We start from the raw sequence: 12,721 nt of genomic DNA, 5'->3' as shown, positions 1-12,721 counted from the left end.
ATCTTGGGTATTGGAGCGCCAAATGGTTAGAGCGGATCGCGGCTTAAATTGTTGACGGGCGCCTCTGCCTGCGATTGGGCGTGGATAACTTTATGAAAGCCCTCTCAAAAACCAACATTGGATATCCAATAAATATTGGTTAATCGATAAAGGAGGCGGGTGGAGATTTGCAGCCAGCGGCAAAGACACAATTAAAAAGATTTCTCGGCACAAGGAAACTCTTATTGAGAGACACGTAAAAGTGCAAGGAAATCGCAGCCCACTTGATGGAGATTGGGTTTACTGGAGTTCTAGGATGGGTCAACACCCTGAAACAAACAAGAGAATCTCGACACTTCTCAAAAAACAAAAAGGTAAATGCCCATACTGTAGACTCTATTTCAAAGAAGGTGACGTATTGGAAATCGACCATATTATCCCCCGCTCTCAAGGTCGTAAGGATGAATACAAGAATTTTCAACTACTTCACCGACATTGCCATGATGAAAAAACAGCCCTAGATAGCTGTATGAGGTGTGTGTGACAAACACCAAGTCATTGAGGAGCGGAATGAAGGGAAACTTTCACGTTCCGTTTTGAAGACCAGCAGGGCTGGTGACAGCCTTGCTGAGTTTAATCAAGTCTTCTCTTGACCCGCCCATATTCTTTAATTCTACCAATATATTTCTACACACCTTTCTGATTGATTTTTTTTCCTTGAAAGGTAGCTAAACTATATGCGATCGCGCTTCTATAAAATTAGAGAAACTAAACGCTCACCAGTAACATTAGTATCCTCCATATTATAGCCACCACCCTGAAAATCTCGAAACATTTCTTCAATCTTAAATCTTTTTTTGTAGCTGGCGTTCCCGATCAACGGTTGCCGAAGGCATCGCTGACTTGAGATTATCCAAATTTGTCAGGGTAAACCATCCTTCTTTCGATGCCATTCCAATGACAGTTAGGGTCGAGGTGTGCATTACTGCATCACCCCTCCCATCCGAAACCGTGCATGAAAGATTTCCCTTCACACGGCTACTCAATGTGTTTCCTTTGTAACTACAGAACTTCCACCTTTATGACCAATGTAATTAGGAATATCGTCTTTCCACTCCCATTCGGTTTGTGACCAAAATTGGGCTAGTTTATTGAGTCTATTTGAGTGTTCTTTTTCCCTAATTTTTATTAGGTCAATATGGGTTTTTTCATCATGGCAATGTCGATGTAATAGTTGAAGGTTTTTCCACTCATCCTTTCCGCCATTGGCTGTAGGGTTGATATGGTCTACTTCTAATACATCTTCTTCTTGAAAGCGCAATTCACACCAGGGACATATTCCTTTTTGTTGCTGAAGTAATTTAGCCTTTCGACTACTTAATTCAGGGTGTCTTCTCAGCCTTGTACTCCAATAAACCAGATTCCCATCATATGGGCTAGCATCGCCTTTTACCTTCACATAATCAAGGCTGCTACAGCTAAATTGCTTATGTTCTAGTAATTGCAGAAAGTTAGAATTTTCTGATTTAGTAGCGAATACCCACCTCTTATTGTCCAGATAAATCCAGTATTTATCGTGTCCAGACTTAGTATTTCCGCAACAATATTTTGCCCATCTCCGAAGTTTTAGGTAGGTGAGATAATCTTGTTTAGATAATTCTCCTGTTGTTTGGGCATCTGAGTTTGAATAGTAGGTAGTCCACATGAAAGCCCTGATTACAACATCATCGAATTAGTCTGGCATTCATGTAAAGAGTATATTGCCCACCGTCTGTTTAAATCAGTAGATGAATTGAAAACACTACTAGATAGGTTGTTAAATCAGGGCGAGTTAGTGATTAAGTGGTATCGGAAAATCAAAAACAAAGGTAATTTCGGCTATGTTGCAGCTTAAATGCTGATTAGCTTAAAGCATTTGCTTTGAATGAGTTTTGGGATTCGATTGACTCATACACCGATAAAAAACGGTTACTCTCGGAGTGCGTCCGAGAAATTAAGGTAGATGGTATGAGGGTATCAAATATCAAGTATCGGCATCAGACTTAAGCAAATATTCCTCCTAATCGCGGCTGTTTTTTTAGCTGCCTGCTTTTTCTCAAAAGCAATAACCAGACGTGCCACGAGTTCGGGAATTGTTTCTTGATGTGGGGGTTTCTGTTTGGAATCCATAAATTGACTTGTTCGCCATTATTAAGGTTATTAGTTTGGCGAAATAATTATGTTTTTACTGATAATTTTCAAGTTATTTAATTTGTATAAACTTATAAAACTAAGTTCATGAATATTCCAAAATTAGTAATAACATTTTGCAACAACTCAATTGGTGTAATCATTTTTAAATTTACTGAAAAATCCTATACATTTTAATTTAGTTAGATTTTACTAAATACAAACACCTAAAAAATCATAGGATTCGTGGTGTTTTTTTGGGAGAAAATTCTGAAAAAATCAACGTATTTTAGTTGTTAAATTATCAACAATTAAGCCACAATATAGTTGCCATGTTCAGATGAATTAGGCTTGGAAGATTAATTCTTCACTCAGATGATAAACCGTCAAACCTACTGTTTTGACTACGTTTCATCATCTGCTTTTGTGTGGCATATCATAAAAAGCAGCATCTGCCTTTGGTCGTAAATCGACTAAAGCATCTCTGATACTTTTTTAATTGATTTGCCCAAGTCAAGCCTAATCAAACTATCCATCCCGCAAACGTCATGAAAAACATTTCTAGCTTATATAAAGCTGTGTTTGCTTTGAGCTTCGGAATATGTCTGCTGCCTCTAACCGAAACTTATGCAAGCACCAAGACTAATGTCTTTGCACCTCTTGTTGCTACCACTACGTATAATCAAACGAGTGTAAAAGAAGCAACATATTATTTTACTGTAGCATTGCCTGCGGGGACAAAACCCCTACAACAAGTGACGCTGACGCAGATACAAGGTGGTGAAGACATCGAATTTGACGCAAAACAAAGTCGTGTTTTTCTGGGGACAAGCTCTAGCCGAGGTGAAAATCTGCCATTTTCGCTCACAAGCAACGCAAGTCAAAACAATACAGTCACACTTGTGTTCGCACAGCCAATACCATCAGGAAAAACGGTAACAATCGCTCTCAAGCCTTTCCGTAATCCTACTTACGAAGGTGTCTATTTATTTCATCTCAAAGCTGCTCCGGCAATGGCAACAGAAAGTCAATCTCTCGGTGTAGCTCGCTTACAATTCTACCCAAACTATTAAAGGATTGACCTGACAACCAGCATCAATAAATCTTGTGATTGTTTAATAGTACACCATTACTCGGTGTACTTTTTTTATATTTGCAGGCTATTTTAGCGAAAAGAAGCGATCGCTCTTTGGCTTGCTATCTGTAGATATGTATGTCATAATCAAAAAAAATTACGGTTTGTCTATCGATTTACCGTAGTTTAAATTAGTAAATCCAATAAATCAAGCTAATTTTGTCTGCTTTCCGTGTTCTGCAAGCATTGATGTAACTTCAATTGAAGACTTAGAAATCAAGCATAATTATGACATTAGCAACTACCTTTGTTGAACAAAATACGATTCGTCGTCGGGGTACTGGCTTAAAAGCATATAATCCTGAAAAAGCTTTCTCTGGATACACACTCTTTACACCACTAACTGGTAAAGGAGAAGTCTACTTAATTAACTTAGATGGAAAAGTAGTACATGAATGGCAACTACCATACCCTCCAGGTTTATATGGCTATCTTTTACCCAATGGCAACCTCTTTTATAACGGCAAAACAGCAGAAATTCCGCCGCGTTTTCCTGTATGGTCTTTGTTTAAAGGTGGCGTAGTTTTAGAAGTAGATCCACAAGGTAAAATTGTCTGGGAATATCATCATCCAGACCACCATCATGATGGTCGTCGTCTGCGTAATGGCAACACAATTTTACTATGTTTAGAAAAGATACCGAAATCTTTAGTTTCCCAAATCAAAGGTGGTGTATCTGGGACAGAAGTAGATGGTGATATTTACGCTGATGTTATTCATGAAGTAACGACCGAAGGTGAGATAGTTTGGAGTTGGCACGCTTCGGAACATCTTGACCCCGATAAATATGCGATTACCGCGCAAGACCAACGTCATGAATGGACACATGGTAACACAGTCGGAGAGCTTGCTGATGGTAATATTGTATTGAGTTTTCGTAATATCTCTACTGTAGTAATTGTTGATAGAAAGACAGGAAAAATTATCTGGGAACTAGGAGATGACGTTCTTGCTCAACAGCATTTTCCTAATGAATTGCCTAACGGTAATTTGCTAATTTTTGATAATGGCACTCATCGGCAGCAAATAGCTTTGAATTTCTCCCGCATCATTGAAGTGAATAGAGAAACAAAAAAAATAGTTTGGGAATACACTGATAACCCAGCGCACAACTTTTTTAGTTCTTACATTTCGGGAGCGCAACGCTTACCTAATGGAAATACTTTGATTACCGAAGGTGGTTTTGGTCGGATTTTTGAAGTAACAACAACAGGGGAAGTTGTTTGGGAGTATATTAATCCTTATTTTGCTCCTCAAAATGCTCCTGGTGAATCGGCATTAGTAGCGCGTGGAGAACAAAATTCAGTCTTTCGGGCTTTTCGTTATGCACCGGAAGAAGTGCCTTGGCTTAGTTAATTTTGAATTTAAGAGATACTACAATGTCAGAAATTACAATCTACAGTGCGGTTGTTTGTCCCTTTGCCCATAGGTCGCGTTTAGTACTTTTAGAAAAAGGTATTGATTTTGACTTAGTTGAAATTGATTTGCAGAATAAGCCAGCTAATTTCACAGAGATTTCACCTTACAGCAAAGTGCCAGTTATTAAACATGGCAATGAGCGAGTATGGGAATCGGCAATTATTAATGAATATCTGGATGAAGTCTTTGCTGAACCTTCCTTGTTGCCAAAAGATGCTATCAGTAGAGCGCAAGCACGAATTTGGATCGATTTTGCCAATACTCGATTTGTCCCGGCTTTCTCTAATTTACTACGTTCTCAAGAAGACCAAAAGCAAAAAGAAGCCGCACAAGAACTTTATCAACATTTGCAATTTATCGAAAACGAAGGTTTAGGAAAATTATCGCTTAATGGTTCCTATTGGTTTGGGGAAGCTATTAGCTTAGTTGACTTGACGTTCTATCCTTGGTTTGAGCGTTGGTCTGTAATTGAGCATTATCGAGGTTTTAAATTATCTGCTGAATTTTCTAGAATACAACAATGGTGGAATGCAGTGAGTCAACGAGAGTCTGTGAAGGAAATTGCTAACTCAAAACAATTTTATCTAGAGCGTTATGCTAGATTTGCTACACCTTTTACGAAGAAAGTGAGTGAAGAATTAAGTTCTGCCGGACAAGTCACTCCTCAACAATTGCAACAAGCTGCACAGCAAGGATTTAAATCAGTTTTAAATCTGCGTTCCCCCCAGGAACAAGGTTTTTTAAACGACGAAGAGCAGCAAGCTTTATCCGCAGGACTAAATTATGCGAACGTCCCTCTAAATCCTTCAGAATCGAAGCAAGAATTAATTGAAAAAGCAATCTGGGAAATAGAAAATTTACCAAAACCAGTGTTAATTCACTGTGCAGCTGGTGCAAGAGCAACAGCGATCGCTTTAATTGCTACAGCTAGCCAACAAAAACTAACACCAGAGCAAATCAAACTCAAAGCGCAAGAGCTTGGTTTAAATTTAGACCAACCCTACCTAAAACAATTTCTCCAAGAAGATTATAGCGCTTCTGGGTTGGATGCAATACATTTTTAACCTCGCTTCCATTCCTCTCTCCTATGAGGAGAGAGGCTTTGAGTCTTACTCCCCTTCCCGGAATAGGGAAGGGGCTGGGGGTTAGGTCTGTATTGGACTCGACTGCAAACCGCTATAGTTTACCTTTAGAGTTTGTAGTGAGGAATGCGCGTCCTCATTTAAGCGCTCTTCGCGCTAACCACAAACTCCTCATTTTTTGTCAAGGATATTGGAATACCCTGAGCGAAAAGATCGCACAGTTTTCTGTTGTGGATTATACTGATTTCGGAAAATACTACCAATATCATTACCCATAACATGAATCGATACTGATGGCGCAAATATTGTTATCGCTTTGACAGCATGGATATCGCCATCAGGAGGCAAGAGGTGGTAGACATCACCGCGTTTTTGTTGCTGGACTTCAACTAATTCTAATACTGCATTTTCTTGCGTATAGCCGTTATCGACACGGCGATAACGAGTCTCTTCAAGTTGACCTTTATACAAACCAATTAGTCCCCAAGCAAGATGATCGTGGACGGGAGTTGTAGAACCTGGGGGAATTACTAAACTAAATATGGTGAGAGAACGGTCTTGAGCGCGGTATAGTAACCATTGTCCAATACCTCCCCCCAAACCACTGTTAGGGTTGGGTTGAGCAAAATTTTCCGGTAGCCAATCTTGTTTTGTTAGTAGTGCTTTGAAGTAAGGCTCAAGTTCACTGAGGGTTAGGGCAGGATTGTCTATAGTGCGTGAGCGTATCTCTTTAGCAGTGGCAACAAATTCTCGCAAATCAAGACTATCCACAAACCATTGGTCTGCTTCTAAGGGTTCAAGAATATTAGCGTGAGACATAAGATTTTAGATTGTTGATTTTAGATTTGAGCTTTAGACTGACGCGCTCCCCTCTGTATTCTTGATGGCTGTGAATTTTAGCAGCAGCTATCTTTTATTCAACATCAACATTAATCTACGATAAACCGATAGATTAATAGTAAATTATAGATAAATCATCTCATAAATGGCTGGATAAATCCAGTCAATGTGTATTCACGGATAAAGAAATAGCAGGTCATCGCAAAACCTACTATGATGACAAAACGCTTCACCAAATCGGGCTGAAGTTTACGGGCATAATATGCTCCACCATAACCGCCAACTACTGTCCCTAACATCATCAAAAATGCTGGCTGCCATGCGACGACTCCAGCAATAATATAGGTGATAGCAGCAAAGCCAGAGTTTAAACTCATCAACAACATCTTCAAAGCATTCATCTTGTGAATATCTTTCATTCCCAATACCTCCATCGTTGCTAACATCAACATAGCGACACCCGCACCGTAATATCCCCCATAAACGGCAATAAAAAATTGCATGAATGATGCTATGAGTAGCGATCGCCTAGATCCCAAATGATGTAACAAAGTTGAAATTTTGCCGCCGAAAGTAAATAGAAGTGTAGAAAAAAGTAGAAGGTAAGGAATGAGACGATCAAAAATGCTTGTCGGAGTGTAAAGCAGTAACAAAGCCCCAATCATTCCACCCACGAGGCTGATACTGCCTAGTACAAGAGATATACGCTGCTGCCCGCTCAACTCATGACGGTAAGCAGCAACACTCACAGCGCATCCTAACCATGCTGCTGTCATACCTGTAGCATTGGCATTGATGGAAGGTAAGCCAATAAAAATTAGTGCGGGAAACGAAATAAAAGCGCCACCACTAGCAATAGAAGTCAATGCCCCACCCAGCATGGCAGCGATGAAGAGAAAACAAGCTTGGGTAAACGTCAAATTTATCTCCTCGCACACAAAAAGCGATAACCAACATCAATTTCTGATAAGTTTCTGATTTCTCCATATTTCGCATTCCATTTTCCAGTTGACAAATCTTCTTTAAGTCTGATAACTCCCTCCTCAACTTCATCTGCATCAGCTAAAGCCAAAGCTGATATATTCGCACGAACTTCTGGATTTAAATATATTTCTGGTCTTCTCCATCCAGATGCAGCAAACATATCTGTTAAATCATGAGGAAGTTTAAAAGGATAAATTTCAACGCTTCTTTGAGTATGACTTTGAATTAGTTCAACAACATCATTTATCGGTGGAAAAACCCGAAAATCATAGTCACGATATACACATAAATAGTCAGCTAACCAAAGCTTTTCACAAAGTCGAGGGTCAAATGTCAGAAAAACTAATGCTCCTTTTTTGGTAATTCTATGCATTTCTCTAACTGCCTTGTGTAAGTTAGAAAAATGATGCATTGCTAAAACACAAATCACTCCATCGACAGATGCATTTGCTAAAGGAATATCTTCTGCATAACCAGCAAAATATTTTACCTGTGCATGTTCGACAGATTGAGAACGCATGACCGATGAAGGTTCGACAGCGTAAACTGAATATCCCAGTTGAGCGATCGCTCGACTATAACCTCCTGTACCAGCACCAATATCAGCAATAATACTTTTCTTTGGTAGGTTGAGTAAATCAATTAGAGAATTTACAATCCTCAGATCGGGAAGACGCGAATTAGAGTAGACTTTACCAATGGAATTGTAGATAGTCATTTTACATAAATGTTAAAAAAATCGAATATTTTTCTCAAAAATCCTCCCTGAAACTTTTGATTTTGAGCATTTTGACGAGATTCTTTGTCTGGTAATTCCCATATATTTTGTCTTCCCTGTTCTTGCTCAACTAATAATTGAAGATGAAGTGGTAATTGGGATTGCTGTCCAACTAACCAGGGTTCTCCATCTAATAATTCTCTTTCGACTAGCCGATTAAACATAATTTACTTTGTTGTTAGCAGTTTGACTACAAACATAAGTGATGAAACTGATGCAAAAACTTGTAACTAAAAAGCCGTTAATTTGCTGCTTTTATAAAATTTTGCTCTTGAATCATGAAAGTGATACAAATTAGTAATCAGCATTTTTATCCACGACACTTTGCATATTTTTGGCGTGGCGATCACGTGTTAAATTATCGAGTCAAAGTGCAAGCGATACCTACGGCACACTTCGTGAACGCTCTTTAACTTTGGGAGAATGACTGGAACAGTGCGGTGTAATAAAAACATTCGGTAACGTCCTTTCATAAACTTTCCGGTGCTAGCGGTTCCGCAAACACCGTGTCTAACTTATTGCATTAATAGCCTACATTTTTGTCCACAATATTGCGTAGCTTTTCTCCCCTTTGATAACTTGTCAAATTGTCGAGGAATAACTTCACAATCCGGCTGCGAAGTTGTGGTGTTAGTGCTGAACAATGAGGTGTTATAAATGCATTAGGCAAAGACCAAAAGGGACTTTCTGTTGGTAGTGGTTCCGTCTCAAATGTGTCTAATCCTGCACCTGCAATCCACCCCTGACGCAGAGCATTCAGCAAGGCATTTTCATCTACAATTGCACCACGAGCAATATTAATCAGATAGGCACTCTTCCGCATTAACCGTAATGTCTCTGCATTAATCAAGCCTTTTGTTTCTGGTGTTAAAGGTGTGGCAATTACTACATAGTCTGCCTCTGGTAGAAGTGCTTTCCATTCATTCGCACCAACTATTTTGTCAAAATTTGGTAATGGTTCAGGATTTCGGCGACTACCCCAAATTTGCATTCCGAAGGCTTTGGCACGGAGAGCAATTTCTTGACCAATATTTCCTGTTCCAATAATCAGTAAAGTTTTATTGTATAATTCTTGCAATTCTAAGCTCTTTAACCAGTGGTGATTAGCCTGCAAATCTTCTAATTTACGAACATTTTTGGCATGATAAAGCATGAAGTTCAGTACAAATTCTGCGATGGGAATAGCATGAACTCCTGAGCCATTGGTAAGAATTATATCGTGTGACAAAAATGTAGGTGTGAGGATATGATTTACACCGGCACTAGGTGTATGTTGCCAACGAATTGTCGGTGCTGCTGCTAAAACTTTGTGCAGGGTAGTATTTTTTAACTTGAACCCGTTGAGGTAAACTTCTGCTTCACTCGGATCGCCATCAAAATTACCCTCACTATCTACACGTACAAATGTAATATCTGAGGGTAACAATGGTTCAATATTATCAGCAAGTTCTACAGGTAGAATAATTTTCATAAAATACAAAGAGTAATTTAATCACACAATAAATTATAAAAATCCCTTGTCCCCTTTCCATAATTAAAGTTCACTTTTACTGTTGTGGCACAATCCAATCATTTAAGATGGAAAATCTAACAAAAGATAGATGCACCAGTCTCATGACTGATGCGAAAGAAACCTTATAGAGAGAAATCTGAGCGGGTGGAAGATTCCGCTCAGAACTTTAAGGAACACAAGGAAAATAGAATAGAAGTGATAACTTTACTTCAACTGCTTGAGTATTTGATGAGTTGAATCTTGTTTTGCTGTATTGGTGCGATCGCGTCCCCAACCGATGTTACTGCGATAACTGCCCAAAAGTCCAGCTTCTTTAAGTGAATTTTCGTCCACTGACTCCAGAGCTTCAACTTCGGGTGCTACATACAAAGCATCCACAGGGCAATACAATTCGCACATGAAACAGGTTTGACAGTCACTTTGTCTGGCAATAGTAGGAGGTGCATTTGGCACTTTGTCAAAGACGTTTGTCGGGCAGACCTGAACGCAAAGATTACATTCAATGCACCGCGACTCACTCACTAACTCAATCATGTCAATTTTGGATTTTAGATTAGGAAGATGCGATCGCTCAATTCAAGGACTAAAGTCCTTACTACACATGCTTTATATCCACAATTAGACAGCCACAGCCTCTAATTTCTTAATTTTCTCCGCTTTCACCCAGACTCGATCCAAACCACCACTAATTAAATAGTGTTGCTGATTTGCATCCATCTCTGGATAGTCTAAATGTTTGTGCATACCGCGAGTTTCTTTGCGTTCCAAGGCACTGCTGTACATCCATCGAGATGTAGCCACCATTGCGGCTGCTTCCCGCACCCGGACAATGTTATGAGTATCTACTTGACTGGTACGAATCTCTTGCCAAAGATTATTTAATCTCTGTAATGATTCTGTCAAACCTTTCTCATTGCGGAAATAATTGCGATCGTAGGGGAAGACTTCAGCTTGTGTAGCTTTGATTACTTCTTCGGCGTTGATTTGCTGTTTACCACCATTCGTTAAACCAGCTTCACCGACTGCTTGCACAGAACGCTGTGTTCCCCACTTACCCAGCTTTTGGGCATATTCAGCCGCAGATTTACCGGAAAAGTATCCAGAAGATATTGCCCAAGCTGCATTGTGACTACCACCACCAGTGAATCCACCACAAATTAATTGTCGCGTAGCAGCATCACCAGCAGCATAAAGTCCCTGCACTGAAGTAGCGCAATTACGATCGGCAATGCGAATTCCACCCGTACCGCGCACTGTTCCTTCTAAACGCAAGGTAACGGGGAAGCGTTGAGTAAATGGATCGATACCTGCGCGATCGAGAGGTAAGAAGAAATTAGGCTGTGCTTGACGCATGTGCGATCGCATATCTTCAGTCGCTTGATCCAAGATGGCGTAGACTGGTTGTGTCAACAAAGTTTGAGCAATCACCGAACGTCCTTTTTGCGAACCTGCCCCAGGTATGGGTGTACCATCTTCATAAGTAAAAGTTGCCCAATTATAAAACAAAGTTTTAGTAACGGAAGAAAAGGCGGGAGAGATGCCGTAGGCGTTGGAAAATTCCATTCCCGACATCTCAACACCCGCTTCTGCTGCCATGAGGTATCCATCCCCTGTCAACACATTGCAACCAAGTGCTTTGCTCAAAAAAGCACAACCACCAGTCGCAATGATTACTGCACCTGCACGCACAACCCATTTTTCACTTTTCTGACGGTTAACCCCCGTTGCGCCTGCAACTGCACCTTCTGCGTCTACCAATAGTTGCAAAGCTGGGCTATGGTCTAAAATTGTTACCCCAGCCCGTTTGATTTGCTTCCGCATTAGGCGCATATATTCAGGTCCCTGTAGACTGCGGCGATAGGGTTTTCCCTCTTCATCCACAGGAAAGGGATAACCCCACTCTCCTAATAGGTTGACGTTGGTATAAGTCTGATTCAATACTTGCTGCATCCAGTCCCGGTTGGAGAGAAATCCTCCCAAAGCTTCTCGACTGACCATTGCAGCTTCCCTGGCTTCAGAATCCGGCGGTACATACCACACACCATTACCCGATGCTGCTGCACATCCACTAGTACCGCAGTAGCCTTTATCAACTAACACAACTCTGGCACCAGCAGACGCAGCACTCCAAGCAGCCCAAGTTCCAGCCGGACCACCGCCAATAACTAGAATATCTGTCTGTAAATTGGTATCGACATCAATAGTAGATGAATCCTGCTTCATTGAATTCCTCGCTTTAATATTTAAGCTTACGTACTACAAAAAACCTGGCTTATAACGTCATTAATAAACCAATTACTAACTGTAATTATGGCAATAATAACAGCTTCTCAATGGATATTTTTATTTTATTAGCATCTACAATACCATTAACTACGGTTTATTGGTCGATTTACAGTACTTTATATCTTAAGACTTGCATAACTTCTTCAGAAAATCAAGGTTAGTGTTTATAAAAATTAAAATTGAACTGGGGACTAGGAATTGGGGACGCTTGGATGCAGAGTCCAAGCGTCCAAGCGTCCAAGCGACCCGTTAAAAATAAAAAGCTTGCTTTTTGGGTATTCATTCCCTTTGCTCAACCTGACATTTTAAGCATTTATGCTCAGAGATTTATTGTCCTAGCTCTTAAGGATTTAAGCTTTGCTCTAGAGCAGATTGATTTTTTCAATTACTAAAGATTACTGACGACAGGTGGTACATTAGTATTATCAAATTTTTTTAACTTAAATGTCGCGGAATTCCCCATCCGTCTGCACGGTGGGGATGGATAGCGACCAACAAACAAAACGCGTTCGCGTTGGCGTTCGCCCTTGGCGTTG

At 40.1% G+C, this 12,721-nt stretch carries 13 protein-coding genes and 2 pseudogenes; 5 read left to right on the top strand and 10 right to left on the bottom strand.

Annotated elements, in window-relative coordinates; genetic code table 11:
* Positions 1 to 295: 295 nt before the first annotated feature.
* Positions 296 to 523, top strand: a complete 228-nt coding sequence (locus AABK37_RS36330; protein ID WP_432556306.1) for an HNH endonuclease — start codon at positions 296 to 298, stop codon at positions 521 to 523.
* A gap of 146 nt (positions 524 to 669) precedes the next feature.
* Here the strand turns inward: AABK37_RS36330 and AABK37_RS36325 are convergent.
* Both AABK37_RS36325 and AABK37_RS36320 read right to left on the bottom strand, forming a co-directional pair.
* Positions 670 to 941, bottom strand: a pseudogene (locus tag AABK37_RS36325) (IS4 family transposase); the annotation flags it as partial.
* An 80-nt stretch (positions 942 to 1,021) separates the two neighbouring features.
* Positions 1,022 to 1,684, bottom strand: coding sequence for an HNH endonuclease (locus AABK37_RS36320; RefSeq protein ID WP_432556305.1), 663 nt, complete (start codon positions 1,682 to 1,684; stop codon positions 1,022 to 1,024).
* Here AABK37_RS36320 and AABK37_RS36315 point away from each other — a divergent pair.
* Positions 1,679 to 1,873: pseudogene (locus tag AABK37_RS36315) on the top strand (transposase); the annotation flags it as partial. The gene AABK37_RS36320 and the pseudogene AABK37_RS36315 overlap by 6 nt on opposite strands.
* A 122-nt stretch (positions 1,874 to 1,995) precedes the next feature.
* On the opposite strand, the gene AABK37_RS36310 reads toward AABK37_RS36315, so the two are convergent.
* On the bottom strand, positions 1,996 to 2,148 hold the full coding sequence (locus AABK37_RS36310; protein WP_432556304.1) for a hypothetical protein: 153 nt from the start codon (positions 2,146 to 2,148) through the stop codon (positions 1,996 to 1,998).
* 548 nt (positions 2,149 to 2,696) lie between these two features.
* Between AABK37_RS36310 and AABK37_RS36305 the strand changes: the two genes are divergently transcribed.
* The 3 genes from AABK37_RS36305 to AABK37_RS36295 all read left to right on the top strand — a co-directional run bounded on the left by AABK37_RS36305 (position 2,697) and on the right by AABK37_RS36295 (position 5,766).
* Positions 2,697 to 3,221: a DUF2808 domain-containing protein gene (locus tag AABK37_RS36305; protein ID WP_432556303.1), complete on the top strand. Its 525-nt coding sequence runs from the start codon at positions 2,697 to 2,699 to the stop codon at positions 3,219 to 3,221.
* Positions 3,222 to 3,511: 290 nt separating this feature from the next.
* Positions 3,512 to 4,639 (top strand): aryl-sulfate sulfotransferase, encoded by a 1,128-nt coding sequence (locus AABK37_RS36300; protein ID WP_432556302.1) that lies wholly within the window; start codon positions 3,512 to 3,514, stop codon positions 4,637 to 4,639.
* A gap of 23 nt (positions 4,640 to 4,662) precedes the next feature.
* Positions 4,663 to 5,766 (top strand): glutathione S-transferase N-terminal domain-containing protein, encoded by a 1,104-nt coding sequence (locus AABK37_RS36295; protein WP_432556301.1) that lies wholly within the window; start codon positions 4,663 to 4,665, stop codon positions 5,764 to 5,766.
* Positions 5,767 to 5,955: 189 nt separating this feature from the next.
* On the opposite strand, the gene AABK37_RS36290 is transcribed toward AABK37_RS36295, so the two are convergent.
* The 7 genes from AABK37_RS36290 to AABK37_RS36260 form a co-directional block, all read right to left on the bottom strand.
* Positions 5,956 to 6,603, bottom strand: a complete 648-nt coding sequence (locus AABK37_RS36290; RefSeq protein WP_432556300.1) for a hypothetical protein — start codon at positions 6,601 to 6,603, stop codon at positions 5,956 to 5,958.
* 155 nt (positions 6,604 to 6,758) lie between these two features.
* Entirely contained in the window at positions 6,759 to 7,544 is a 786-nt protein-coding gene (locus AABK37_RS36285; RefSeq protein WP_432556299.1) for a sulfite exporter TauE/SafE family protein, read from the bottom strand.
* A 2-nt stretch (positions 7,545 to 7,546) separates the two neighbouring features.
* Positions 7,547 to 8,326 (bottom strand): class I SAM-dependent methyltransferase, encoded by a 780-nt coding sequence (locus AABK37_RS36280; RefSeq protein WP_432556298.1) that lies wholly within the window; start codon positions 8,324 to 8,326, stop codon positions 7,547 to 7,549.
* Positions 8,323 to 8,550: a hypothetical protein gene (locus AABK37_RS36275; protein ID WP_432556297.1), complete on the bottom strand. Its 228-nt coding sequence runs from the start codon at positions 8,548 to 8,550 to the stop codon at positions 8,323 to 8,325. Before AABK37_RS36275 ends, AABK37_RS36280 begins: the two co-directional genes overlap by 4 nt.
* Positions 8,551 to 8,909: 359 nt before the next feature.
* Positions 8,910 to 9,857 carry a D-2-hydroxyacid dehydrogenase gene (locus AABK37_RS36270; protein ID WP_432556296.1) on the bottom strand — a complete coding sequence of 316 codons (948 nt, stop codon included), beginning with the start codon at positions 9,855 to 9,857 and terminating at the stop codon, positions 8,910 to 8,912.
* A gap of 246 nt (positions 9,858 to 10,103) precedes the next feature.
* Positions 10,104 to 10,433, bottom strand: coding sequence for a 4Fe-4S binding protein (locus AABK37_RS36265; RefSeq protein WP_432556295.1), 330 nt, complete (start codon positions 10,431 to 10,433; stop codon positions 10,104 to 10,106).
* Between the two features lie 84 nt (positions 10,434 to 10,517).
* Entirely contained in the window at positions 10,518 to 12,122 is a 1,605-nt protein-coding gene (locus tag AABK37_RS36260; RefSeq protein ID WP_432556294.1) for an FAD-dependent oxidoreductase, read from the bottom strand.
* Positions 12,123 to 12,721 lie beyond the last annotated feature (599 nt).

Origin of the sequence: Tolypothrix sp. VBCCA 56010, from assembly GCF_050875635.1 — a bacterium.
GTDB lineage: Bacteria > Cyanobacteriota > Cyanobacteriia > Cyanobacteriales > Nostocaceae > Hassallia.
The sequence above is the reverse complement of the archived record's forward strand: the minus strand, read 5'-3'. Positions and strand labels throughout refer to the sequence as shown.

Excerpts from the sequence above, each read along its gene's own strand:
- AABK37_RS36330 (WP_432556306.1), top strand. The coding sequence starts at position 296 with ATGGGTCAACACCCTGAAACAAACAAGAGAATCTCGACACTTCTCAAA.
- AABK37_RS36320 (WP_432556305.1), bottom strand. The coding sequence starts at position 1,684 with ATGTGGACTACCTACTATTCAAACTCAGATGCCCAAACAACAGGAGAA.
- AABK37_RS36310 (WP_432556304.1), bottom strand. The coding sequence starts at position 2,148 with ATGGATTCCAAACAGAAACCCCCACATCAAGAAACAATTCCCGAACTC.
- AABK37_RS36305 (WP_432556303.1), top strand. The coding sequence starts at position 2,697 with ATGAAAAACATTTCTAGCTTATATAAAGCTGTGTTTGCTTTGAGCTTC.
- AABK37_RS36300 (WP_432556302.1), top strand. The coding sequence starts at position 3,512 with ATGACATTAGCAACTACCTTTGTTGAACAAAATACGATTCGTCGTCGG.
- AABK37_RS36295 (WP_432556301.1), top strand. The coding sequence starts at position 4,663 with ATGTCAGAAATTACAATCTACAGTGCGGTTGTTTGTCCCTTTGCCCAT.
- AABK37_RS36290 (WP_432556300.1), bottom strand. The coding sequence starts at position 6,603 with ATGTCTCACGCTAATATTCTTGAACCCTTAGAAGCAGACCAATGGTTT.
- AABK37_RS36280 (WP_432556298.1), bottom strand. The coding sequence starts at position 8,326 with ATGACTATCTACAATTCCATTGGTAAAGTCTACTCTAATTCGCGTCTT.
- AABK37_RS36275 (WP_432556297.1), bottom strand. The coding sequence starts at position 8,550 with ATGTTTAATCGGCTAGTCGAAAGAGAATTATTAGATGGAGAACCCTGG.
- AABK37_RS36270 (WP_432556296.1), bottom strand. The coding sequence starts at position 9,857 with ATGAAAATTATTCTACCTGTAGAACTTGCTGATAATATTGAACCATTG.
- AABK37_RS36265 (WP_432556295.1), bottom strand. The coding sequence starts at position 10,433 with ATGATTGAGTTAGTGAGTGAGTCGCGGTGCATTGAATGTAATCTTTGC.
- AABK37_RS36260 (WP_432556294.1), bottom strand. The coding sequence starts at position 12,122 with ATGAAGCAGGATTCATCTACTATTGATGTCGATACCAATTTACAGACA.